Annotated in this window: 23 protein-coding genes; 12 read left to right on the plus strand and 11 right to left on the minus strand. The window is 46.0% G+C overall.

Going from position 1 to position 25,684, the window contains the following annotated elements; genetic code table 11:
- The first annotated feature begins 349 nt into the window (after positions 1–349).
- On the plus strand, positions 350–1,630 hold the full coding sequence (locus tag ABXR35_RS09475) for a Y-family DNA polymerase (protein ID WP_367058691.1): 1,281 nt from the start codon (positions 350–352) through the stop codon (positions 1,628–1,630).
- Complete coding sequence (locus tag ABXR35_RS09480) at positions 1,623–1,964, plus strand: YolD-like family protein (RefSeq protein ID WP_367058693.1); 342 nt, start codon at positions 1,623–1,625, stop codon at positions 1,962–1,964. The genes ABXR35_RS09475 and ABXR35_RS09480 overlap by 8 nt, the downstream gene beginning before the upstream one ends.
- Before the next feature lie 333 nt (positions 1,965–2,297).
- Here the strand turns inward: ABXR35_RS09480 and ABXR35_RS09485 are convergent, their stop codons facing one another.
- On the minus strand, positions 2,298–3,596 hold the full coding sequence (locus tag ABXR35_RS09485; RefSeq protein ID WP_367058696.1) for an NCS2 family permease: 1,299 nt from the start codon (positions 3,594–3,596) through the stop codon (positions 2,298–2,300).
- 575 nt (positions 3,597–4,171) lie between these two features.
- Positions 4,172–5,629, minus strand: a complete 1,458-nt coding sequence (locus ABXR35_RS09490; protein WP_367058698.1) for an alpha-L-fucosidase — start codon at positions 5,627–5,629, stop codon at positions 4,172–4,174.
- 123 nt (positions 5,630–5,752) lie between these two features.
- On the opposite strand from ABXR35_RS09490, the gene ABXR35_RS09495 reads away from it, so the two are divergent.
- The gene (locus ABXR35_RS09495; protein ID WP_367058701.1) at positions 5,753–6,601 is read left to right on the plus strand and encodes a helix-turn-helix transcriptional regulator; all 849 of its coding nucleotides are present in this window, start codon (positions 5,753–5,755) and stop codon (positions 6,599–6,601) included.
- A gap of 240 nt (positions 6,602–6,841) precedes the next feature.
- Here ABXR35_RS09495 and ABXR35_RS09500 read toward each other — a convergent pair whose 3' ends face one another.
- Positions 6,842–7,231: a hypothetical protein gene (locus tag ABXR35_RS09500; RefSeq protein ID WP_367058703.1), complete on the minus strand. Its 390-nt coding sequence runs from the start codon at positions 7,229–7,231 to the stop codon at positions 6,842–6,844.
- A 258-nt stretch (positions 7,232–7,489) separates the two neighbouring features.
- On the opposite strand from ABXR35_RS09500, the gene treC reads away from it, so the two are divergent.
- The 3 genes from treC (at position 7,490) to treR (ending at position 12,262) form a co-directional block, all read left to right on the plus strand.
- A complete protein-coding gene (treC, locus tag ABXR35_RS09505; protein ID WP_367058706.1) occupies positions 7,490–9,193 on the plus strand; it encodes an alpha,alpha-phosphotrehalase in 1,704 nt (567 codons plus the stop codon).
- A 39-nt stretch (positions 9,194–9,232) separates the two neighbouring features.
- Positions 9,233–11,251 (plus strand): PTS system trehalose-specific EIIBC component, encoded by a 2,019-nt coding sequence (treP, locus tag ABXR35_RS09510; RefSeq protein WP_367058709.1) that lies wholly within the window; start codon positions 9,233–9,235, stop codon positions 11,249–11,251.
- A 285-nt stretch (positions 11,252–11,536) separates the two neighbouring features.
- Positions 11,537–12,262 carry a trehalose operon repressor gene (gene treR / locus ABXR35_RS09515; protein ID WP_367058711.1) on the plus strand — a complete coding sequence of 242 codons (726 nt, stop codon included), beginning with the start codon at positions 11,537–11,539 and terminating at the stop codon, positions 12,260–12,262.
- A gap of 342 nt (positions 12,263–12,604) precedes the next feature.
- On the opposite strand, the gene hmpA is transcribed toward treR, so the two are convergent.
- A complete protein-coding gene (gene hmpA, locus ABXR35_RS09520) occupies positions 12,605–13,825 on the minus strand; it encodes an NO-inducible flavohemoprotein (RefSeq protein WP_367058714.1) in 1,221 nt (406 codons plus the stop codon).
- A 222-nt stretch (positions 13,826–14,047) separates the two neighbouring features.
- Here hmpA and ABXR35_RS09525 point away from each other — a divergent pair, with 222 nt between their 5' ends.
- On the plus strand, positions 14,048–14,479 hold the full coding sequence (locus ABXR35_RS09525; RefSeq protein ID WP_367058716.1) for a hypothetical protein: 432 nt from the start codon (positions 14,048–14,050) through the stop codon (positions 14,477–14,479).
- A gap of 195 nt (positions 14,480–14,674) precedes the next feature.
- Here the strand turns inward: ABXR35_RS09525 and ABXR35_RS09530 are convergent, their stop codons facing one another.
- Together ABXR35_RS09530 and ABXR35_RS09535 are read right to left on the minus strand one after the other, a co-directional pair.
- The gene (locus ABXR35_RS09530; RefSeq protein WP_367058719.1) at positions 14,675–15,583 is read right to left on the minus strand and encodes a methyl-accepting chemotaxis protein; all 909 of its coding nucleotides are present in this window, start codon (positions 15,581–15,583) and stop codon (positions 14,675–14,677) included.
- A 359-nt stretch (positions 15,584–15,942) separates the two neighbouring features.
- Positions 15,943–16,728, minus strand: coding sequence for a class I SAM-dependent methyltransferase (locus tag ABXR35_RS09535; protein ID WP_367058721.1), 786 nt, complete (start codon positions 16,726–16,728; stop codon positions 15,943–15,945).
- A gap of 179 nt (positions 16,729–16,907) precedes the next feature.
- Between ABXR35_RS09535 and ABXR35_RS09540 the strand changes: the two genes are divergently transcribed.
- Positions 16,908–17,969: a Gfo/Idh/MocA family protein gene (locus ABXR35_RS09540; RefSeq protein ID WP_367058724.1), complete on the plus strand. Its 1,062-nt coding sequence runs from the start codon at positions 16,908–16,910 to the stop codon at positions 17,967–17,969.
- A 170-nt stretch (positions 17,970–18,139) separates the two neighbouring features.
- Here ABXR35_RS09540 and ABXR35_RS09545 read toward each other — a convergent pair whose 3' ends face one another.
- From ABXR35_RS09545 to ABXR35_RS09560, 4 genes are all read right to left on the minus strand, one after another.
- Positions 18,140–18,640, minus strand: a complete 501-nt coding sequence (locus ABXR35_RS09545) for a discoidin domain-containing protein (protein WP_367058726.1) — start codon at positions 18,638–18,640, stop codon at positions 18,140–18,142.
- 133 nt (positions 18,641–18,773) lie between these two features.
- A complete protein-coding gene (locus ABXR35_RS09550; RefSeq protein ID WP_367058728.1) occupies positions 18,774–19,322 on the minus strand; it encodes an AAA family ATPase in 549 nt (182 codons plus the stop codon).
- A gap of 7 nt (positions 19,323–19,329) precedes the next feature.
- Positions 19,330–19,785, minus strand: a complete 456-nt coding sequence (locus tag ABXR35_RS09555) for an Imm63 family immunity protein (RefSeq protein ID WP_367058731.1) — start codon at positions 19,783–19,785, stop codon at positions 19,330–19,332.
- A complete protein-coding gene (locus tag ABXR35_RS09560; protein WP_367058733.1) occupies positions 19,782–20,324 on the minus strand; it encodes a GrpB family protein in 543 nt (180 codons plus the stop codon). Before ABXR35_RS09560 ends, ABXR35_RS09555 begins: the two co-directional genes overlap by 4 nt.
- Positions 20,325–20,520: 196 nt before the next feature.
- On the opposite strand from ABXR35_RS09560, the gene ABXR35_RS09565 reads away from it, so the two are divergent.
- From ABXR35_RS09565 to ABXR35_RS09580, 4 genes are all read left to right on the plus strand, one after another.
- The gene (locus tag ABXR35_RS09565; RefSeq protein ID WP_367058736.1) at positions 20,521–22,023 is read left to right on the plus strand and encodes a hypothetical protein; all 1,503 of its coding nucleotides are present in this window, start codon (positions 20,521–20,523) and stop codon (positions 22,021–22,023) included.
- Between the two features lie 206 nt (positions 22,024–22,229).
- Complete coding sequence (locus tag ABXR35_RS09570; protein ID WP_367058739.1) at positions 22,230–22,634, plus strand: CBS domain-containing protein; 405 nt, start codon at positions 22,230–22,232, stop codon at positions 22,632–22,634.
- Between the two features lie 148 nt (positions 22,635–22,782).
- Entirely contained in the window at positions 22,783–23,466 is a 684-nt protein-coding gene (locus ABXR35_RS09575; protein WP_367058742.1) for a response regulator transcription factor, read from the plus strand.
- Positions 23,463–25,073, plus strand: a complete 1,611-nt coding sequence (locus ABXR35_RS09580; protein WP_367058745.1) for a HAMP domain-containing sensor histidine kinase — start codon at positions 23,463–23,465, stop codon at positions 25,071–25,073. The genes ABXR35_RS09575 and ABXR35_RS09580 overlap by 4 nt, the downstream gene beginning before the upstream one ends.
- 142 nt (positions 25,074–25,215) lie before the next feature.
- Here ABXR35_RS09580 and ABXR35_RS09585 read toward each other — a convergent pair whose 3' ends face one another.
- Positions 25,216–25,494, minus strand: coding sequence for a hypothetical protein (locus ABXR35_RS09585; protein ID WP_367058748.1), 279 nt, complete (start codon positions 25,492–25,494; stop codon positions 25,216–25,218).
- Positions 25,495–25,684 lie beyond the last annotated feature (190 nt).

Below are 25,684 nucleotides of genomic sequence, written 5' to 3' on the forward strand. Positions count from 1 at the left end.
ATTCGGAATCGTCTGCATGGCTATGTCGTCATCATTGTTTTCCTCTCTTTTTTACATAACTCACTACAAAGTCTCCTATTTCATACTATATCCTCTTTTCCAATCATGTACAGCTAATAACTTTTTCAATAAAAATTAATCACTCGCTCTTCTCCTTATTTCTCTTATCTCCTCCATTACCATTATCTATTTCCCATTCTTATTACCAACGAACTCATATTTATTCCGAAATTGCACATCGTGCTTCATACAACCAACCGTCCAGCCATTTGAACACCTAAATCACTAAATTACAAATTACATATCTCGTGTTAAAATAGGAACAAATGTTCTTACAGGAGTGATCATCATGCAGATCGACTATTCTAAGCTTCCCCACTACAAGATTCTCTGCGTAGATCTGAAATCATTTTATGCCTCTGTCGAAGCCGTCGAAATGGGGCTTGATCCACTTCACGATATGGTTGCCGTAGTTGGTGACATTACTAGGCGCGGCGGCGTGGTATTGGCAGCTTCCCCTGCGCTAAAGGAACGCTATGGGATTCAAACTGGAAGCCGACTGTATCAAATCCCTCCAGATGACCGCATACATATTGCCAAAGCGCGAATGGGCTTATATCTCGAAAAGTCCATGCAGGTGACTCATATCTACCATCGCTTTGCTCCACTTGAAGCTATCCAAATCTATTCCATTGACGAAGCTTGGATCAATGTAACCGGAGCCGAAAATCTATTCGGGCAACAAGGAATTCCAGCCACCGCACGGGATATTGCCATGATGATCAAGCGCGCCATTTACAAAGAGCTGGGCTTACTCGCCGCAGTAGGCATTGGTCCCAATAAGTTTCTGGCAAAGGTGGTATTGGATAACTACGCCAAGAAAACCGGGCTTGCCGCCATTCATTATCCACAGATCAAAACATATCTCTGGCCGCTACCCGTACAACAGATCTGGGGCATCGGTCGACGGATGCAGCTCCATCTAAATCGCATGGCGATCTTCACACTCGGCGACATTGCTAAAGCGCCGCTACGCATCTTGAGTAAACGATTTGGTGTGATCGGTGAGCAGCTATATTACCATGCTTGGGGCATCGACCATTCGCCCGTCATCGTCGACCCGCTCGCAGAAGCGCGGAAAGGCTTCAGTCACGGTATTACGCTTATGCGTGATTACCGACATGAAGAAGCAGCCGTTGTTATTTACGAGTTGACGGATATGCTCGCTCGTAAGCTGCGACAGGTCCATGCAGCGGCGTTTACGATATCACTCTCGCTACGCTTCAGCCGCCGACATGACGTGCCTTCATTTAGCAAATCCACCTCTCTCTATTCGGCGACCAATCTCTCTCAACCACTCTATCTTGCCTGTATGGAATTACTGCTTCAAGACCAGACGTGTGCGCCGATTCGTCATATTAGCGTAAGCGTAAGTCATATGGTACATCAGGATGCAATTCAGGTAGATCTATTCGACGGTCTTCATCATAACAAGCTGTACCAGCTAGGGCTGACGACGGATCGTATTATTAACGAATATGGAATGCGCGCCATTATGCGGGCGGTGTCGTTGACACAAGCGGGTACATGGATGGATCGTTCGTTTAAATTAGGAGGGCATGATGAATAACGAGTATCAAGATCGCGGAAACAAAAAATGGAGTGCGATGCTATTGCCTGAGCATCGGGATCGTCTGCGGCAGATGGCTCTGAATGAGCACAACATCAATCGTCCCACCTTGGATGCAGATCAGCAGGAAGAATTGAATCACCAGTTGCACACCTGCCTTGCAGAGCAGAGCCAAGTTCGGATTGTCTATTTTCAAAAGCAGGCATGGGCAGAGGTGATGGGGATCATTCAGAAGTGTGATATGCTACAGCGAATGCTCTATGTCATCGACTCTGATCTACAAATCACTAAAGTTAGATTGCATGACATTCGAATGATCGAAACACTGTATTAGACAATGGTATCCTAGATAGAAGATGATGGGTGCATCGATAAACCAAGGCGTCACATGCTGAGATGTAGCGCCTTGGTTTATCGTTAAAACTATTCTATATGTTATAGAATCAGGAGAGAAAATGCTTATACATTTTGATATTCCATCATAGGTGTTTCTACGCCAACGACTTAATGAATGTATAATAAAAAAGACTGCCGAAATTTCTCGACAGCCTCATTCTATGATCTTTTACAGATAATCATCTTGCTTCTTTGCTTATACCTGTATTGGTTCGTAGCTATCAATCATCGAAACATTCAAATCCAATGACAAAGCACCATACCTTACATTCTAGTGATCCAAAAACACCAACTGAATCAAGAACAACACCGCAAATACATAAAAGATCGGATGTACTTCTTTCCCTTTACCACGTAGCAGCTTTAGTACCGGATAGAAAATAAATCCAAAACCAATCCCCGTTGCAATGCTATGCGTCAGTGGCATCAGGATAATAATTAGAAAAGCTGGAAATGCTTCTTCAAGGTCTTTCCAATTGATCTTGCTCACGACACTGATCATAAAGTAACCAACAATGATCAGCGCAGGTGACGTGATCGCTGGAATACCGGAGATCACGCTGACGATTGGGGCAAAGAACAAGGTGATTGCCAGCAGCACACTCACCGTAAGTGCGGTCAATCCGGTTCTACCGCCTGCAGCAACCCCAGTGCTGGACTCGATATACGCAGACGTTGGGCTGGTTCCGAGCAGGGAACCAGTCGTTGTTCCTACCGCATCCGCAAGCAATGCGCCACGGGAGCGTGGGAATTTGCCGTCTTTGAGCAGCCCTGCTTGCTCTGCTACACCAAGCATCGTACCAGTGGTATCAAACAAGGTGATCAGCAGGAACGTAAAGATAATCGTATACAGCCCATTGGAGAATACACCCGCCAGATCCAATTGGAAAGCGGTCGTTGCCAATCCGTGTGGCATGGACACAATCGATGCTGGTAACTGGAATAGACCGAGAATCCATGCTAGCACCGCCGTTACGACCATACCGATAAACAGATAGCCTTTGACGTTATACGCCATCAGCACTACGGTAATCAGCAGACCGATAATCGTCAGATAGGTCATCGGTTGTGCCAGATTGCCGATGGTGATCAGATTGGATTCCGAAGCGATAATAATGCCGGAATTCTGCAATCCAACTGTTGTGATAAACAGTCCAATTCCCGCTGTAATGGCGTGCTTCAGACTTGCCGGAATCGCATCCAGCAGCATATATCGAAACGAAGTAACAGACAGAATAATAAACAAAATACCAGCAATGAATACCGCGCCCAAAGCAACCTGCCACGATACCCCATATCCACCGACAACACTATAGGCGAAGAAAGCATTCAGCCCCATCCCTGGTGCCAGTACAATGGGATAGTTCGACCACAATCCCATAATGAGCGTAGCTACAATGCTAGCTAGAATTGTCGCAATGAACACACCATTAAAATCCATTCCTGTACTGCTCAGAATGCCGGGATTCACAATGACGATATAGACCATCGTAAAAAATGTCGTCAGCCCCGCAATAATTTCAGTTGAAACGGTCGTGCCTCTTTCCTTGAGCTTAAACCAGTTGTCCATGTAAAGCAGCCTCCACGCCATCATTGATTCATGTCATTCCATAACCCTGAATCATCTATATCACTGCAATGCTGAAGCACTATGATTGTCGGCAGGATTCTGTTATGAAGGGTATGAATACAATCAAGGCATTCTATTGTAGAATTATTCGTTCTTTTGCACCTTACGAATTTTAATGAAATTGACACGCCTTGTCAATGAATATTCGACTTTTTTCGCGTTATTCACGAATGATTAAGGAATGATGTTCACTTTTTATTCGTTTTATTCGCTTAGAATAACAAAAACCGGTAAAAAGTAGACGATATACAAACGTCTTTTTTACCGGTGATTGTGTGTTTTATTCTTCCTGATCAGGTGCTATAGCGATAACAGCTCTACGATCATCATAAAAGTTTTGTAGATAGACGAATATTGTATCTGATTCCTGTAATTTTGAGTCGATTCTACTTTTAATTGAATGCTGCTTTTAAGTCGATTTTAATTTTTAGTTCATTCTAGTTTTCATTCTATTCTACTGTTGATTGTATGCTGCTTTTGAGTGTATGTTGCTTTGCATCCCGTTCTGTTCTGTCTTAATCCAGCTCTATTTTGAATACAACGGGAACGGCGCTTGTCATGGAGCTGGATCGAATGATCAATGCTTCCTCTGTTTGCTCCCATTGTACCGCTTCGTCCAATCCCAGCACATGTATCGTTTGAATGATACCAGCGAAGTGGGGAGACTTTGCTCGCAGCGATTCTATGCGAACCTCGCCATGATCTGGATAGACCAGCACCGTAGCATACAGAGTAGCCCCTTTACACGTAAAACGAATATCCTGCGACGTATACGGCTTCGGCTCGCTGTCGGTAAAATGTCCCTCCGTAATCGTCGTTGGTCCTTCGCCAGAAATGCGCCAATGTGTTGTATCATAGATCGCCTCGCCATTGATACGCAGCCAGTCACCAATCTCTAGCAAAATTTGCCGATCTTCTTCTGGAATGCTACCGTCGGCTTTGGGGCCGATATTGAGCAACAGATTTCCGTTTTTACTCACAATATCTACTAGATCGCGAATAATATCGACCGATGCCTTGTACTCATTATGCTCGGTATAGCACCATGAGTTTTTGGCGACAGCGGTATCCGTTTGCCAGTAGTATGGCTTGAGATCGGCAAACTGTCCCCGCTCCACATCCGGTATAGCAGTGCCAAACATAAAGGCATCGAACTTATAGTTAATCGCTACTGGTATGCCCCATTGTTGTGCTTTGTTGTAATAATAAGCGGCAAATGTACGCAGATACGGCTTGAAGGCAGTATGTTGAATCCACCAGTCAAAATACAGCACTTTAGGCTGGTATGTATCTACAATTTCACAGGTGCGAAGCAGCCAATCTTCCAGAAACTCAGTGCTCGGTGCAGAAGCAAACAGATCATGATGATCTGGTTCCGGCTCAGCTGGCCAGTAAAAGTCGCCTAGCGCCAGCGGCTCATGGATATCCGATTCAAATTCCTTACCATGTGACATGAAAAACCAATGCTCCGCTCGATGTGAAGACGCGCACAGAACCAGCTCCTGCTGCTCAAATGCCTGCTTCATCTCACCCAACAAATCGCGGTGCGGTCCCATATTGTAGGCATTGTAGGCGGAAAGCTCGCTTTTGTACATTTGAAATCCATCATGATGCTCAGCAACTGGCATGACATACTTCGCCCCTGCTGCCTTGAACAGCTCTGCCCATTCCTGCGCATCAAATCGCTCGGCAGTGAACAATGGAATAAAGTCCTTATATCCAAATTCGGTATGCTTCCCATATACCTCCACATGATGCTCATACGCTTTGGAACCCTGCATATACATATTGCGCGAATACCATTCACTTTCAAACGCCGGAACGGAATACAAGCCCCAATGAATGAAAATGCCGAATTTTGCCTGCTTGTACCATGATGGAACCTCAAATTGACTCAATGATGCCCATTCCTCTTTAAACGTACCGCTGGCAATGGTATCCTTGATTTGTTGTATATACGCATTACGATCCATTGGATTATGCACATCCTTCCTGTCCTGTCATTGCTCTCAGTATAGCGGAGCTAGGTAGGCGTTTGAATGTAGATTAATAGCTGACTGATGTACAAAAATAGCATGGAGAGCAGGTTATGGGAGATGGAACATCGCGCATTGCTGTCAAACTATTTGTCCAATCTAAAGGTAGAACTGATCACTGCTAATCATAGTCTATGCGCACCCGATTGGCGGGAGCTGGATTACATACCGGATTACAGTAAGTTTTATTTCATCTGTGAAGGAGAGGGCTGGCTGAAGATTGGCGATCAGGAATACTATCCGCAGCCGGGAGAGCTATTTTTGATGCCCGAAGGTGTGAAGCAATCGTATTCATTCATTAATGAGCGTCCATTTCGGAAATATTGGTGCCATTTTACGGCGTATGCGGGTGGTATTAATTTGTTCAAGCTGCTCAATGTAAATCCGCAATGCCGTCCCCAACAGCCTGAGATAGTACAGCATATATTCAGCGAAATGGTTCAGTATGCGCATTCGCAGGAGGTGTATGCCCGCCTGCTTGCCAAAAGTAAAGTAACCGAGCTGATCAGTCACTATATGATGAACCTGACAAGGAATGCCGACACCGTATCGCTCAAAAATGAGGCAGTTTTCCACAAGCTGACTATGGTGCTGGCTTATATCGACGAGCATATTATGCAAAACATGACGATTGAGGAGCTATCGAGCATTCTCTATATGCACCCCAATTCGTTTATCCGCATGTTCAAGCAATATGTGGGGATGCCCCCCATTCAATATATTACTCGGCAGAAAATTGAAAATGCCAAGCAGATGCTCACCATGACCACGATGCCTATCGCCGAAATCGCGCATCAGCTGGGGTTTAACGATACGTTTTATTTCTCAAAGCAGTTTAAGAAGTATACTGGGCTAGCACCGAGCGATTATCGAAAATATGTGCAGGAGCAGTCATGGGTCATGGAATGATTGACACCAACAATATCAGGGAAGCTTGTGCATGGTTCCTACTAAATAATGAATAAAACCCGTTTGCTTGTCACTTTGGGAACTGATCCCTCGTGCAGCAGACGGGTTTTTATTCATTACAAGCTTATATATCGCCTATCATGTATCTATACGCGCAATCCTATCATCTTGAGGACTGCGTGACGTTTATTTGCCTATTCGACCTACACTCTTCCATTCCAACCTTCTTCCAGTCCCATGCTATTCTACGCAATCTGAACTCAAAAGAATCTGTTTTTGCAATTCATCATGTATTTCATCAAACACCTCATCCAGCGTGGATTCCATTACAATATCCTGCTGTTTGAGAAAAGACAGTACACGATCCGCACTTTTTCTAAATTCCACCGCAATTTTATCGTCTTCTGGACACTTCTCCATGATCGTATCCACAAAAATAGTGTAACTTTCGCAAAGAACATCCTGTGTAATCTCATCTTGTGGCAACAGCGGCAACCAAAAGCGCGCTCCACCTTCAATCACATCTGTTGATCCTTCAAGGTATTGTAGATTGGAAACTTTTAAAATGAATTCTTTCATCTGAAGTTGATAATCAATAAAGGTTGTCACTAGATCTTCCAACTTGCTCATATAGTATGCGCACTCTCCAAATTAAGTTATAAACTTAATTGTACACAATTTAACTTAGGAATCAATAAAAATATAATACTTATCCGTTGTCATTTTATCAATTGACAACTTGTATATACAGGTATACAATCAACAAGGCAAGCTATCCTGTATATACAAGTTAACAGTAAGAAACATATCCATTCGCCTAACCTACATAGAACGACGAATGATAGTTCATTTGCTGAAGCATCGCTAGATTGGGGAGGAATCATACGTATGAGTGTTAGCATGACCGAATGGTGGCGCCGATCCACTGTGTATCAAGTGTATCCGCGCAGCTTTAAGGACACGACTGGCAATGGTATCGGAGATATTCGAGGGTTGACGGAGAAGCTAGATTATTTGCAAGAGTTAGGTGTGGATATTATTTGGTTACAGCCGGTATACGTTTCGCCACAAAATGATAACGGTTACGACGTGGCAGATTATCGCTCTATTGATCCGGTGTACGGCACGATGGACGATTTTGACGAGCTGATGAACGGGCTACGCCAGCGTAACATGCGACTCATGCTGGACATCGTTGTGAACCACTCGTCAACTGAGCATGTTTGGTTTCAACAGGCTCGCCGCTCCAAAGATAATCCGTATCGTGATTATTACATTTGGCGTGATCCTGCACCGGATGGTGGATTGCCGAACAACTGGCAGTCCAAATTTGGCGGCTCAGCATGGCAGTACGACGAATTAACAGGGCAATACTATCTGGCGCTGTTCGATCGCACGCAAGCCGATCTGAACTGGGAAAATGAGAACGTACGTCAGGAAGCGGCAGACCTGATGCGCTTTTGGACAGACAAAGGTGTTGATGGCTTCCGCTTGGATGTGATCAATCTGATCTCCAAGGATCAGAATTTTCCGAATGATACGAACAGCGATCTACTCATTAGTGACGGTCGCAAATTTTATACGGATGGACCGCGAGTGCACGAGTACATTAAGGAATTGTATGAGAAGGTATTCGGTCCGCATGAACTGGTGACTGTTGGGGAGATGTCCTCTACTACGCTGGCGCACTGTATCCGTTATTCCAATCCCAATGAACGCGAGTTCTCGATGACTTTTAACTTTCATCATCTCAAGGTCGATTATCCGCAGGGACGCAAATGGGAATTGATGCCGTATGATTTTGAGGCGCTCAAGCAGCTGTTATCTGAGTGGCAAACGGGAATGTACCGAGGTGGCGGCTGGAATGCGTTATTTTGGAACAATCATGATCAGCCACGTTCGTTGTCACGCTTTGCAGATGACGGACGTTACCGAGTGGCAAGTGCCAAAATGCTGGCGACTACACTACATGGATTGCAAGGAACACCGTACATTTTTCAAGGGGAAGAAATCGGTATGCCTAACCCAAATTGGAACGATATGACGGAATTTCGTGATATTGAATCCAAAAATATGTATCGGATCATGATCGAAATGGGTAAGACACCAGAAGAGGCATTTACTATCATCGCCCGCCGTTCTCGCGATAATGCTCGAACACCGATGCAATGGACTCACGGTGCTAACGCTGGCTTCACGGATGGAACACCGTGGATCAAGGTGGATGAGCGTTATCCAGAGATTAATGCGGAACTACAACAGCATGATCCAGACTCGGTGTTCAGTCATTACAAACGACTGATTCACCTGCGCAAAACGGAAGATGTGCTGACCGACGGAGAATACATTCGGCTGGATCAGCAGCATCCTCAGGTGTATGCGTATGCTCGTCGCAATGAGGTCGATACGCTGATCGTTGTATCCAATTTTACGGATCAACCGGCGACATTCGCACCGCCCGCAGCTTACATAGATGGCAATGGCAACGCCGTTATGGAGCTGTTAGTAAGCAATACGGAACAGGCTCCCATCTGGGGAACTGCCGTCAATCTTGAACCGTATGGTTCGTACATGTGGGTCATCCGGGGGTAACGCCCCCGGTATTTTAAGAGAAAGAATGGAGATGAAGAAATGTCGGTAAACAGAGAAGATGTTGAGAAAATCGTCGCCGCGATTGGCGGCAAAGAGAATATCGAGGTTGCTACGCATTGCGTCACCCGTCTGCGCTTCTCACTGCTGGATGAAAGCAAGATAGATAAGCAAGCCTTGGACGATAACGAGCTTGCCAAAGGTTACTTTTCCACACAGGGACAATTTCAGGTTATTATCGGACCCGGTATTGTCGACAAAGCTTACGAGCAATTGATAGCGATTACAGGCGGTCAGCGTGCCAGTAAGGAAGATGTGAAAGCCGCTGCCATCAAACATAAGAGTCCGATTCAGCAATTTATTAAAACGTTATCCGACATTTTCATCCCTCTTCTCCCCGCGCTGGTTACCGCAGGTCTGCTGCTCGGCATTAACAACCTGCTGACTGGTTCGGATATTTTCTTCAAAGGACAATCGCTGGTCGAGGTATACCCGCAATGGGCGGACTTTGCCGCTATCGTAAATACGATTGCTAGTACCGCCTTTACCTTCTTGCCTGCGCTGGTCGGATGGTCAGCAGCTACAAGGTTCGGCGGCAGCCCACTACTTGGTGTTGTACTCGGCTTGATTCTGGTCAATCCTTCCCTGCTCAGTGCGTATGACTACGCTGCCGCGTACAATGAAGGAACCGTGCCGACGTGGAATCTGTTCGGTCTGCATATCAATGCGGTCGGTTATCAAGGACAGGTACTGCCGATGCTCGTCGCCGCTTATGTGCTGGTGACGATTGAGAAATGGTTGAACCGCACCGTACCTGACTCCTTCAAGCTGCTGGTCGTTGCACCGGTTGCGCTGCTCGTGACTGGCTTTCTCGCTTTTGTCGTTATCGGGCCAGTTACCTTTACACTCGGCAACTGGCTGACTGCTGGTGTCGTCTGGGTATTCTCCACCGTGCCTTGGCTGGGTGGTCTGCTGTATGGCGGACTGTATGCACCGCTCGTTATTACAGGGATGCACCATACATTCCTTGCGGTCGATCTGCAATTGATTAACTCCACTGGCGGTACGTTCCTGTGGCCAATGCTGGCGCTGTCCAACATCGCGCAAGGTGCTGCTGCTCTCGCTATGATGTTCGTCATTCGTACGCAAAAAATGAAAAGTCTCTCCGCTACGACATCCATCACTGCCTTTCTGGGTGTTACTGAACCAGCGGTGTTCGGCGTGAACGTACGTTTTAAATATCCACTGTTTATGGGGATGCTCGGTTCAGCGATTGGTGGCATATTGCTGACGATGAACAATGTACGCGCCTTCGCAGTCGGGGTCGGCGGATTACCTGGTTTTCTGGCAATCAATGTCGGCAACTGGGGCATCTTCTTTATCGGTATGGCAATTTGTCTCGTGATTCCTTTTGTCGGTACGCTGATCTGGGGTAAACTCGCAACACGCAAACAGACTACCTCTGAGGAGGATAGCGAGCAGGATCTTGCCGATCGCGCGGTAGATAAAGTAGAGCATGGACACAGTCCGCTCCCAGCTTCCGACAAAGCGGTTGCTTCCGATTCCACCTCCGTGGATGGTGTGAATACACTGGATCTGCCATCTCCCATTTCCGGTCAAGCCGTATCGCTAGATCAGGTTCCCGATCCTGCATTTGCCGAGAAGCAAATGGGCGAGGGCATCGCGATTGAACCGACAGATGGCAAAGTATATGCTCCGTTCGATGGGAATGTGGCTCATGTGATTGATAAAAGTAAACATGCGCTTATTCTGGAGCATACCAGCGGCGTACAGATTCTAATTCATATCGGTATCGATACGGTAGGTCTCAAAGGGGAAGGCTTCAAGGCTCATGTAGCTACTGGCGACACTGTAAGTAAAGGACAACTGCTGTTAGAATTCGATATGGATATGATTACATCCGCCGGTTATGCAACGATCTCTCCGATCATTGTGCCTGTCGGTCAAGAGATGATTCAGCAGATTGAAGAGTTGCCAGGACCTGTAGAGGCTGGAGAAACGCCAGTACTGCGTATTCATCTGAATGGAACGAATGCCTAATCATTGGATGGATGGTTGGCTTATTCCTTCGAATACTGGTTTGACCGATTGACCGATCATATAAGCATCTCATGATTGTAGAATAGTCTTCGTATCGCCCGCTGTACGGTTCAGAGCCGACAGCGGGCGATTTTTGATTTTGCATATTGTATGTATATGGAATACATAGAAAGTTGCATATTGGTTGAACGCTCACTAAATTCCACATGTAGAACCGTCATCTTACAAGCTAGGACTTTTGCTTTTTTATCGTATAATTCGTACAATAGATGGCGGTGATGTAGAATGAACAAAAATATTTTCTCGCAAATTTACAGTGATTATACACAGCATATTGAAGCGGGTACGCTAAAGCCGGGTGTGAAGCTACCGTCGGAACATGAACTGGCAGAGCAGTATGCCACCTCCAGAGAAACGGTGCGTAAGGCGCTGCATTTGCTATCACAGAACGGATATATTCACAAAATGAAAGGCAAAGGCTCCTTCGTGCTGGATATGAACCGGATGGAATTTCCCATTGCAGGGCTGGTCAGCTTCAAGGAGTTGTCTGAACGACTGGGACGCAATGTGCGTACATTGGTTCACGATACCTCTCTGATTCCCTGCCCACAGCATATCGCCCGACAGCTGAATATTCAGGAAAAAGAGCCGGTATGGAAAGTCGTGCGTGCGCGCGAAATCGAAGATGAGAAAATCATTCTGGATAAGGATTACTTTCTCGCTTCCATTATTCCATCGCTCACGCGTGAAATTGCTAGCCAGTCCATCTATGCGTATCTGGAAGGTGAATTGTCGCTGAAGATCGCCTATGCCAAAAAGGAAATCTCAGTCGAGCAGGTCACAGCAGAGGATAAGCTACTGCTGGACTTGAAGCGCGATACGCATATCGTCGTCGTCCGCAACTATGTGCATCTGGAGGATACGACGCTGTTCCAGTATACGGAATCTAGGCATCGACTGGATAAATTTCAATTCGTGGAATTTGCACGCCGGATGCCATTGGAAGAGTAAGTTCATGCGCCAGCTGCCTTCTGTTCATTCCCACGATACGGGATGTGGAATGCTACAGAGCTTATGTACGATGAATATGGAATAACAGCGAACAGCGGTACATGGCAGATTGCGCCTGTACCGCTGCTCGCTGTTATTTCTCTGACGGAGCAATATGGATCTATCCTATATGCTTGCGGAACATGGCATATAGAATGCAATATAAAACACAGCGTTACCTTCCTACCAAGCAACTCCACTTGCATCTCATCTTGGCGGGTTCCCACCAATCTATCTCATTAAACGGTATCCTCTATCCGCGTTATCTACTCTACCCAAATTCTTTCCACACCATACCCTCACTTAAACTAGCGCTGCCGCTGGACCGAAAAATTCATAATGACGACGTTCTACTGGTACCCCCCACTGCTCCAATATATGATGCATTTCCTTCATAAAACCAAGCGGTCCGCAAAAATAAAATTCTGCTTCTGTTGGATGCGACAATATACGTTGCAGCCATTCCATCTCCATATACCCTTCTCTGTGAAACCTCTGCTCTGACCGATCTTGCTCATTCGGTGCAGTATAACAATAATACACAGACAGCAAAGGCTCCTGCTGCTCCCACTGCGCAATCTCTTCTCGCAGGGCATGATGCTCTCCGTCATGGGTCGCATGGATGAAAACAACCGGTTGCTGCAATGGTTTTTCCAGCAACGCATGCAGCATACTGGTAATCGGCGTCAAGCCCACCCCGCCGCTTAATAAAACGATAGGTCGTTCCTGCTGCCGCTGCAATGCAAAATCCCCCGCAGGTGCTGACAGCCAAAGCACATCTCCTTCCTGCACTTGCCGATGCAGATACATAGATACTTTACCCGCAGGATAAATCCCATTTCCATCTGCTCGTCTGACAGAAATGCGGTAATAGTCATGCTGCGGTCCAGCAGATAAACTATATTGACGAATCTGCTCAAATTCCTCACCCGGTATATGCACCTTCACACTGACATATTGACCCGGTTGAAATGCTGCTAGCGCTCCTCCATCCTCTGGAACCAGATAAAACGAAGTGATGACCGAGCTTTCAATCTCCTTGCGCTGCACAGTAAATGCTCGGAATCCGCTCCAACCGCCCCACAGATGATCCGCCTGTGCATACAGCTCCTGCTCTACACCGATAAATGCTCCCGCAATGACGTCATACGCACGCCCCCACGCGTCCAAAATATCCGGTGTTGCCGCATCGCCTAACACATCACGAATCGCTTGCAACAGATAGCGCCCGACAATAGGATAATGCTCCGGCAGAACGCCGAGACTACGATGCTTATGAGCAATCTGAGTTACAACTGGCAAAATCTCTTCCAACCGATCCATATGCTGTGCCGCCAGATAGGCTGCATTGGCAAGCGCCGTTTGCTGCCGTCCCTGCTTCTGGTTCGCATGGTTGAATAGATTCAGCAGTTCTGGATGATCCCTGAACATCGTTTTGTAGAAATGACTTGTAATCTTCACTCCTTCCGTTTTGAGAACGGGGATGGTGGATTGAATGATTTGTATCGTTTTGGTGTCGAGCATGAATAGTCCCTCTTTTCGCTAATTTCATTTTTATATTAAATTGCATATATGAAATTCTAGCGCTTTTATACTGAGGTGATGTGTGATTGCAATCACAAAATGTATAAGATGTTCTAATTCTATTATTGTCTATTTCGTGAACAATAATCCATATATTGTAATTAAAAGGATTATTATGTTAAAGTGGACTTGGTTGTAAATCTAACAAAAGGAGTAATGTCTATGAAAACACGAAACATTGCATTTCTTTCTGCTTTAACGCTCACAGCCGCTTTTATCACAGCACCATTCGGGACTTCTAGTACAGTCTCCGCAGCCGCTCCTCCAGAAAACACTACATCTGCCATTTCGGTTACCGCAGCAAGCGATTTTCCTGACCATGCAGGTCCTGTTCAAATCGTATCCAACCCTAATAATGGCGGAAAAACTGGCTTATTATTTTTGCACGGCAATCTTGAAATTGAAATTAATCCATCTCGTTACGGAACTTATAATGTCACTATATTTGATAATCAGAATAATCCTATTTCCAATCTTGTATATAGCGGCAGTAGTCCGTATACGCTTTTCAAATCCGATTTTAACATAAGAGGTTATCATTATGTTCAGGTGACTTCCAGTACAGGCGCAGGAAGCTTCACAGTACACTATTGATTTTGAGTCTATTCCTAAAGCTGAACAATAAAAATCCATAATTCCAACCCTGCCTCCTCTTCTGCAACCAAAGAGAGGGCAGGGTTAATCTATTTTCTCCATCTGACCCACTCCTACCTAAGCGCAAAAATCCAGCCTGTTCTACTAATAGACAGGCTGGATTTTTGATCATTACGCTATTCATTTATAGTTGCCTTAGATCCGATTCGCTACCTTCTCCGCCTGCATATTCAACTCATGCGCCGAAGTAAAGATCGCGTTGAAGGATTCCATAGCTGTCTGTACCTGCTCCTGACCGCGCTTGAGACTTTGCTCAACTTCGCCTGTACTGCCAGAGATTTTGCGTACTTCTTGGCTCATGGACTCTACGCTACGTTTGATCTGAGCGATGGAATCCTGCACCATGTTGGATAGCTTGCTCACCTCACGCGCGACCACGTTAAATCCGCGACCGAATTCACCCGCATGCGTTGCCTCAATAGCTGCGTTGAGAGCCAGCATTTGTGTTTGAGCAGCAATTTTACGGATTGTCTGCACAACATCCTGAATCTCGTACGCCTGCTCCTGCAATGTATACACCGTCTCTGCATTGGCACCAGACACATGAACAATCTGCTCCATACTGCGTAACAGATGCTCACTATGCTGAATGCCTGCCGACGAATGCTGATTAAGCTGCTGCGCGGTTTGCTGTAGCTCACTAACGACCAGAGACAGATCATGATGACGATCTGTAATATTGGCGGCAACCTTAGTTACGCCAATGACACGGCGCCGTTGTTGATCCCAAACTGGCATATACGTCGCTTCCAGCCAAACCGCATTGCCGCGTGCATCACGACGCATAATTTTATCGTGAAAGGTTTTGCCAGAAAACAGCTGGTCCCAGAACTGCACATATTCTTTGCTATTATATAATTCAGGAAAACATAGATTTTTATGATACATCCCAATCATTTGTTCAGGAGTATACCCCAGCACCGCTGCAAAAATCGGGTTAACATAAGCGACACGGTGATCCGTATCAAAACGGATGATCGCCAGATTTTCCTGCAATGTGCGTACGACGAGTTCATCTGTAACCTGCTGATTTACATGTTCCATAACCATCCACCCTCTGCATCGGTTTTCGTTTCTTGTTTGCTTTTATATCCTATTTATTACATTTTGTATTTTTTTACTTTATTCACATTATATAGTTTCATATCAAGAATTTCATTTAATTTACTATTTATTAAACAAAAAGTGAACATCCTATTTATATATCGTCATTTACGTTTTTGTAATTAATGCCATTAAGTACCATAAAAATAAAATAAAGAAAAGTCCTGCCCATATTGGACAAGACTGAAAGGTATGCACGATATGATTTTCTATTTTCTATACGCCGTTCATGCTACATGCGATCTACGATTGCGTGATGGTTTGACAGCAAAAGATGAATGATAGGTGGATAAATATAGCTAACGCTTACGGCATACATAGATCATTTGACTAGCATTCTTTGTCAACGGAGTACCATTCCAATCCTGATAACGATGGATCACTGCTAAACCATGAGATGCCAGCAACCGCTCTAACTCCTGCGGATACGTGTATCGCAAATAAATATTGCTGCGTTCTTCGCGCTGAATAGTTCCATGTATATCTCGAAATTTGCGAATCGTAATATAGTGCTGCATTTGTTGTAACGCATCATAACTGCTAAGCGTGTACAAATCGACCGGTAATCCCGTATGCGCATCCGTTACTGTTTTCCAATAGTCTTCTCCTTCAGGTTGCATCAGTTCATCGTTGGAAGGAAAACGCATATCCATTACCATATAACCATCTGTACGCAAATGACTAGATATAGCACGCAGCAACTGATCTTGCTGTTCATTAGTATGAAAATGTTGAAACGCATTGCCATTCATAAGCAGTAAATCGGCAGAATGTGGTGTATAAAAATTGCAGCAATCCTGTTCCAGCCATTGCAGTCGTGTTTCTGGTACACCTGCAAGCTGCGCTTTATGCTTTGCTTCTTGCAGCATGCCAGCATGTAGATCAATCCCAGTCACAGTATACCCTTGCTGTGCCAGCGGTATAGCGATACGCCCTGTTCCGCAAGCCAGATCAATAATATGCTGACAATGGTCAAGCCGATTGGCAAATTGAATCAACCATTGGGTATCGACATCATATTGATTTTCTCTATCGTACTGCTGGGGGTTATCGTATTCTTCTAAATTCTCATTCATATGTATCATGCATCAATTCCTACTTTCTTCCTGTTCTATATTAGATAGCTTTGGTTGCTTTTAGTTTATCATAGAATTTTTGCGTTCACATAAACGAAATAGAATGCTTCTCTTGCTGTCTATGACCTTTTGAATATTCCAAATACAGGGTAAAATGAGAATATAGATCCAGGAAAGGTGGCTCATCTATGGAAACAAATGAAGATTACCGACTGGTGATTGTCGGGTATGGCGGAATGGGCAGTTATCATGCCAAATTGGTAGAACAGGCAGAGCGCATTCAGGTGGCTGGTGTGCTAGATATTGCCGAATACCGACAGGAGCTTGCTAAAAGTCATGGTCATACGACGTACGATGATCTGGAAGCCGTGCTGTCAGATGATACGATTGATATCGTACTGATCGCAACGCCGAATGATGTGCACAAGGAGCTAGCCATCGCCGCATTGCAAGCGGGCAAGCATGTCATTTGCGAGAAGCCTGTCACGATCCATAGTCAAGATTTGCTGGATATTTTGCAGGTGGCGAAGGAGACGGAGCGCGTATTCATGGTACATCAGAATCGGCGCTGGGATGAGGATTTCCTAATCGTTCGTCAACTGATTCAGCAGCAAACGATCGGCGATGTATTTCATGTAGAATCACGGGTACAGGGTGCTAACGGGATTCCCGGCGATTGGCGACAGCTCAAGGCATATGGCGGCGGTATGCTACTCGATTGGGGTGTGCATCTGCTGGATCAACTGCTGCTGCTCACCGATAGCAAAATTGAAAGCGTATCAGCGGAATTAAGCACCATTTTGAATACCGAGGTGGATGACGGCTTCACTGCGCGTATTACATTCAAGGACGGTCTGACCGCACTGATCGAAGTTGGCACCACCAACTATGTGAAGCTGCCACGCTGGTATGTCAAAGGCAGCGAAGGTACCGCTGTCATTCGCGATTGGGATTTGAGCGGTGAAATTGTACGCAAAAATCCTGATGTTGCGCATGTGGAGCCTAAGCCGATTCAAGCAGGACGTGGACTAACCAAAACAATGGCACCGCCTTCTGAGGAATCCACGCTTCGTAGTTCGATTGAGCGTATTCAGGATGTGCCGGAAGAGTTTTTCCATAACTTCGTAGCAGTAGTCGAAGGCACAGCCAAGCCTGCGGTGGATAATGAGCAGGTGTTGCGCGTGCTGCGTCTGATCGAAGCGCTATTTGAAGCCGCTGAGCAGAATCAGATCATCAAGCGTGAATTGTGATCGTTGCCGAGCTATTACGAGTCTTTTTACTACGATAAAAACAGCCATTTGTTCCCACTGTCTGTGCAGGTGGAGAGCAAATGGCTGTTTTGTTCAATATGAGAATGTAGATACAGATGTAGAAATAGAAGAATATCGCAACCGTTATGTTAACCGCTTACAAAATGGCGTCAATTGACCAGACGCAATTCATTGATAACCAGATTGGAAGTCGTGTTGGCATCGATCGATACGAGGATACCCTCATATGTACCAGGGGTTACCTTGATCGGATCAAGTACAGTAGCTTGCCCATTCGCGCCCGGTTCGATAGTACGAGACTCGCGTGCAATCACAGTCCATTCTTTACCTTGCAGACCATAGACCAGATATTTATGCGTCGTGGTCTTGGAAACGGTAGTCGCAATCTGAATCGCACTGAAAGATACTTGTTCGCGGAAGTACAGGCTCATCACATCACTGCTTTTCCCTGCCGTCCAAGCTGTATTGATATCACCATCAATCGCTTTGTACGGTATGTTCTTATCCGCAAAGGTATGCGTGCTCACTACCGTCTGATCTGGTACTCTGGTCGACGACAATTCACTAGCAGCACCCGCCTGCGAAAACGGAACCGCCAGCGTTGCAACACAGGTCAAGCATACAGCAGCGTACTTTAAAGACTTCATCATCAATAACCCCTCCTTTGTAATGTAGATCGTATTTATTATACCTCTTAGTTAAGTAACTTTTGTATATTTATTTATCTTTTTTTGTAAAAATTTTTATTATTTGGTTATCTAAGAGTAAGTATTACGCTCTATATCAAGGATTACGTTCTAGAACTGATTTTTGCCACTGTGCATAAATATACTCCGCCACCTGTTCTTCTGTTCGATGTTGCGTATCCACGTATTCCGAAAAATCATACTGCTCATATGCAGCCAAACAATACTCTGTCTGCTGAAACGCCCAGCTTCCTACCACCTCGCCCCGCTGACGCAAGCGTTGATGAATGGTATCTTGATCAGCAAGCAGACAAAAGTGAGCTATATCCGGCGACAGCTGTTGCAGTCCATTATGTATATATTCGTAATATTCCCGCTTATACAGTGTCATCGGTACAATCAAATGCTTGCCATATTGCCGGAGTAAATGACCCGCAATATCTACCACCAAATACTTCCAAATAACAATATCCTGAAAGTCACCCGTCTGCTCTTGCGGATGCAATATTGTAGCAGGAATTATGCGGCGCAGCAGATCACCAGGCTCCTCAGGATCATAGATCATGCTGTTAGGAATCCGCTGCTGCAACAGCTTGGCTGTCGTCGTTTTGCCTGTACCAAATGCGCCGTTGATCATAATAATCATCTGATGCCTACCCCCTTTCGATCTGATGACGTCGTCCTTGTTGATGCCACTGCTGATAGACACCTCCGATTCGGTCAAAAGCAGCATTCACCATTCCATCTAATTCCGTCATAATGTCGGGTGTCAGCTTTAAATGCGTCGTGATATTATCCACCTTGTACTTCTCCATCAGCAGAATATACGCATTGCTGAAGATCACATCCTCCAGAATCCAATAGATGACGTCATCCGTCTGTGTCGTCTGTTTGCTCATCATATTGCTGCCTCGTTCATACAGTTCAAGCAGATAATGATCGTTGTTCACTTGAATATGTGGCTGCAAATCGCCGTACCAGGATGGGTCAAAAGCTGACGCCGCCATCTCCCGCTGACGCTCGCGGTACGTATCCGTTCGTTGCAGCAGTTCGTCTATCTTATCAATTAATTGCTCGGCAGTTAAAACATTCGGTGACTGAAATGTCATGATCTATTCTCCTTTTTATATAATTGTAAGATGCTGTGTACAAACTCCGTTTTGCGGTTCGTATAGTCCAGACGATCCGATGAGGTGATAGCCAATTCCTTTTTCAACATGCCATATTGCAGGGCTGCTTCGGGATGCTGAAGGAGATGATCGCGAAAGCATAGATGATTCCGCAGTTCCGCACTATCCTGCGGGCATACATACAGATGCTGCTTCATCCATTGCTGCTGACCGGGACACCAGGGCACAGCGTTATCCAGACGATGGTACCCTTCCCTACCGGGCAACAGCTGCAACTGTTCATAGATATAGCCAAGAGTGAACAGCGCCTTCGACACTTCGGGCAATTGTGCTTCATCCTTAATCATTAGATCGATATCGAGTATAGGCTTAGCTGCTAACCCCGGCACCGAAGTACTACCTACATGCTCCACCTGCAAAATAGCAGGGCAGTTCAGCTGAAGGATCAGCTCCTTGATTTGTCGGAATTGCAATGCCCATTCTGGACGATAATCCGCTACCTCGATCAATGGTTTCATGACCTTCCCTTCCTTTCGTTGTATATCGTGTTTCATTATACGCTTCCTGCACATGACTTGCATTTCGCACCTATGATCGTTATTATGTGATTGAATTTGGATGTCATTTGACACGCTATGCTTATTTGAACTCATCATCATTCCCTAGATCGAAAGGAACCCTGTTATGCTACCATCCATTGGAGATATATACTGCGTGTATTCCGATCACATGCAGAGCTATACCGCCTGTCAAATTATTGATCTGGACATGTCTGAATCTAGTGACGAGAGCATTCTCGCTTCTGTGCTAGAGCTAGATTGGTGCGGCAAGGATCTTCCGCATGAGCATGAGTGGCAGCAAATGAAGCCGCTTATTTGCGATTTTTATTTTTGGAATCACAAGCTGGATTATAGCTATATAGACGCTCATGTTCCCTCTAACTACATCTATGTAGGCAATATGCCACCTCTCATTCATGAGAAAACGAACAGCTACAGCGGTGGCTGGAATACTGGCGATTCCTTGTACCGTCAACGTAGCTGGGAACAGATCGATCCGGCAGCCCGTCGTCGCTTCAAAGAAGCCGCCAGCGATTATACCGAAATCCAGATAGGTGGACAGACCCTTCGCCGCAATACAAACAGAGTTGACGACGCATTGCTTCAGCACTTGGAACACTGGTCTGAGCTAGAGCAACTGCCCTGTCTGACCGAAATTCAAACTTCACATTGTGATGAACAGCTGCTGGATTATTTGCACGGCAATCCATTCATTCATCGATTGAGTGTCCGCGATTGTCGTATGCCTGTGCTGGATTTGAGCGACACGGCGGTTCGTATTCTGACTTTGTTTGCACACGATATGAAGGAAGTGCGGTTGCATGATCAGGCGGATCAGCTGTATTTAAATATCATGCAAAACACTCCACTGCGTATTGAAGTCGCCGCAGATGGACGTTATCTGTCGTTATATGCAACAACGTCAGCAGACACGGGGCAGGTCGTTCCTTTCTATGGATTATCGCAGCTGCATGCACTGTATTTGCATCATGTGCGCACCTTGAATGTAGCAACGTTGATGGATCGTTTCCCCCATCTGTGCCAATTGACCGTATGGGGCGCGCCCGGCAAAGTCCAGCATATGGAGCAACTTGCACAGATGGAACGGTTACAGCATATACACATGAATGATCTATTCGACTTTACCGGTGAGCAGTTCCCGCACCCAGATCAGTTACCATCTCTTCGCTCGCTGAGTATGAACAGTCTGCCTGCCGAAGCGGCAAAAGAAATTAAAAAGAACTACAAAAAGCGCGCTGCTGCTGGTATGCAGGTGAGTATTAAGCGCCCGCGTAAACCGGAATGGCTGGCTGAGAATCTAAACAATCCATTCCGCGACTGGGACGGTCGTGAAGGAATAACAGCCACGCAGGCGAAAAAAGCAGCCAAAGCCTACAATACGCTACACGCCGCGATTCGCAAGCTGAATCATGTGGACGAGTCATCGCTGCTTCCACTGGTGGAGCAATATACTGAAGCATTCAACGCTATGCAAAATAGCCGTTCCGGTTACATCGCAACGATAGAACGCGAGGAAGTCTATACGGCACTCGTCTTACTGCTGGATCTGGCAGACGAACAGCGTCATGCGAGCGGTCATCCCCCACTACAACGAGATGCACTGTATGACGCCTTTGACAATATTCGCGATTTTTAACAAGTGGTACAGCATCACATACTACCATAGGTTTGCACATGTTATACTATGATTTGCATATCTTGTATACTGTTCATGGTACATCCCTATCCCTTTTACCGCCAGTTGACAGGCGGAAACAATGCTGTAAACCTTTACACATGGGATATAAAATATGTTTTAATGGAAGTATTATGGATAACATCTGATGTAAAGGAGTGGTCACTGTGCAAATATCGCATTTTCTATTACCCAAGGAACAGGTAACCTACATATCCTCATCCGTAACTATGCTGGAGGCATTGGAGGTGCTGGAACGGCATCCGTACTCCGCCATTCCCATTATTAACGAGCAAGGACATTATGTAGGCACCCTGTCCGAAGGCGATCTACTGTGGAAGCTGAAAAATTCATTCAATCTGGACTTTGAAGGTATGCGTCATGTGCCTATCAGCGATATTCAGCGTCGTGTTAAAAATGAAAGTGTTGTGATTACCGCCGACATGGAAGATATGCTCAGCCGAGCAGCCGACCAGAATTTTGTACCGGTAACTGACAATGATGGATTGTTTCTCGGTATTATCCGCCGGAAAGACATTATTGAATACTACAACGATACGATGACCGACTGATTGCATACGCCTAGATAGGCGTATCCATACGGTATTATCACATGATGAATTGCCCGAGCAGCCGTCAGTTATGCGGCTGCTTTCCTCATACATACAGACCAATAAGCGATATATCCAATCTATCTTGCCCCCTGAAAGGAGCTTGCCCATGTCCATCAAAGTACTCATTGCAGACGATGAAGCCGGTATCCGCAACTCCATCGCCTATGCACTAAAACGAGAGCATTTTACCGTTGAGACGGCGATTGACGGTCGTGATGCACTCAGTAAGGTGGAGCTATTTCAGCCAGATGTGCTATTACTAGATGTGATGATGCCAGAAATGGACGGCTATGAGGTCTGTCGACGGCTGGATCATCGTCGAGGGATGGGCATCGTGCTGCTTACCGCCAAGAATGATGTGATTGACCGTATTCTCGGTCTGGAAATGGGTGCCGATGATTATGTATCCAAGCCGTTTGATCTGCGTGAGTTGATTGCCCGTATTAAGGCACTCGCCCGCCGTATGGATCGTGAGAGTACACCATCACCGGATGACATTACTCGGCTTGGTCCGCTAGAGGTACAACCTGCTTCGCGTCGTGCATTGGTAGATGGTCAGGCATTGGAGTTAACCCCACGCGAATTTGATCTGTTATCGCTGCTGGTCGCTCATCCGGGTAGAGTGTACGCACGGGACGAATTGCTGGAGCTGGTATGGGGAATGGACTTTTTCGGAGAGACGCGTACGGTCGATATTCATATTCAGCGCCTTCGTAAAAAGCTTGATCCGCATCAAAATCTGCTGCAAACGGTATATGGCATCGGCTATCGGGCGGAGCCTGCCGGATGAAGCCCACTCATCCAGTTGATACAGCTTCCTCTTACCCGTCCAAGCATAGTCTGGATCAGGCGCATGATTCGGATCAGAATAACGATCAGGCTGCCTCTTATGATACATCCAACCGTCCGCGATTCAGTCTGCGCTGGAAATTCCCTTTGCTGCTAGGTGCGTTGCTCTTATTCACGGTTTGTGTGCTGAGTATGCTAGTGCTATCCGGTATCCGCAGTAACCAGCAGCAGCAAACCGAACAATTGTTGCTTCGTCAGAGTGAGCTGATGGAGATGCGTATTCGGCAAATGTACCTGACAGGTACCCGTTTGGACCCAATTCTGTTCATGCAGCGTCGAGGCAATGAATTGGCTGTCGATCTGGGATCATCCAGCAATATGCGTGTCATACTGTATGATAACAAAGGCGAGCTGCGCGGTGATTCGTTGCCGCTCGGCTGGCGCAGCGACACCAGTTCTGCGCTTCATTACGCGCTTCAAGGACAAACTGCCTATATTACCGAAGGGTCGAATGTGTTGTATTTGGCACCGGTATACGGCACCAGCAGCTTGCTTGGTGTTGTTCAGCTTCATGTATCGATTGCTGACCAGCAAGCCTTTTACCAGAATATGCTGCTCGTCTGTATATATACCGGCGGCATTGTATTGAGCGTTAGCTTTGTCATCGGCTGGCTGTATATTCGTCGGCAAACGAGAGATATTCGCACGCTAATGAAGCAGGCGCAGTTCATTTCCCGTGGTCATTATCCACAGCCCGGACAGCACCAGCCTGTACAGCGCAACGATGAACTAGGACAATTGGGCGACGGAATCGCTGAGATGGGTGGCATGATCCGGCAGAGTATGAACGAGCTAGAACGAGAAAAAGGGCAACTGGAACAAGCTGTTGCGAAGTTATCTGCCTTGGAGCAGCTACAAAAGGCATTTATCGGCAATATCAGTCATGAATTAAAAACACCCGCCACCTCCATTCAATCGTACGCCGATCTGCTGCGCATGTACGGCGATGATCCTGCACTGGTACAAGAAGCCAGCGCCAGCATTTCCTCAGAAATCCGGCGACTGATTGAACTGATTGAGGATTCGATTCGTCTATCGCTGCTGGACAAATATGATTTCGAGCTGCATCCTGAACCTGTAGAACTGAATGAATTGGTACAGGAAGCGGCAGAGCGTACACGCGGCAAGGCAACGAATCGAGCGATTGAATTAAACGTAGCACTGGATGCCTCGGCTGTGATTACCGCTGATCCTAAGCATTTGATGCACATTTTGTTGAATTTGCTAGATAATGCGGTGAAATACAATGTACCGCAGCAGGGCTGGATTACAGTGCAGACGCAGCTGGAAGAGTCGCATGCCCTGATTCGTATTGGCAGCTCCGGTCCGATCATCCCAGCATCACAATGGGAGATGGTATTTGAACCATACACTACATTAAGTCAAGATCGTTCGCGTACTGGCAGTGGTACAGGGCTTGGCTTGCCATTAGCACGTCGACTGGCAGAGCGTATGAATGGCAGCCTGTATATTATCCGTTCGGATGAGCACGGAACCTTTTTTGTATTGGATATGCCTTTGGATACGCCACCGGATAGCATCGTATAAAAAGACCTTACTCCATGAATCGGAATAAGGTCTTTTCGTTTCTTTTGCATATAGATCATACTTAGCTATACCAAGCCATAGTTTCACTCAGCATCGTCCATTAATGTCAACGACTTGCCTTGAGAAGAGTGGTACCAATCCGCTACTCCAATCGCTTGCCAAGTGCTCGTTCCTCGATCAGATCAATGCCATTTGGGGTAATGGAAAAGTGGATATAGCCCACGATGTCCTTGATCTCGATCAGACCCTTTTTGCTCAAATAATCGTAAGCAAGCCGGGTTTCCTTATCGGTTAGTGGTCCGCTGTTCTTTTTCGGTCCGGGCAAATGAAAGGAACGCTCGTCTGGTCCAAAATGATAATCATACAAATCCTGAAGCAGCTGAATCCGCAGCTGTTGCCGTTCTTCAATGGTAAATGCCATGCTTCTTCACCTCCGTCTGCCTCCGATTCACATGGGGTTGCGGAAATATACAGCGATCCGTGCCAAGCAACGAATCTACCGTCTATTCTTCACGTTGCGCGTGCATGTCACGTTTCAAACCTATCATAACACGAAGCAAACATTTGTACGATTGCCATGACATTCTTTTGTCCCGCCATGTGTACTGACA

The sequence above is a fragment of the Paenibacillus sp. JQZ6Y-1 genome (assembly GCF_040719145.1).
GTDB lineage: Bacteria > Bacillota > Bacilli > Paenibacillales > Paenibacillaceae > Saccharibacillus > Saccharibacillus kandeliae.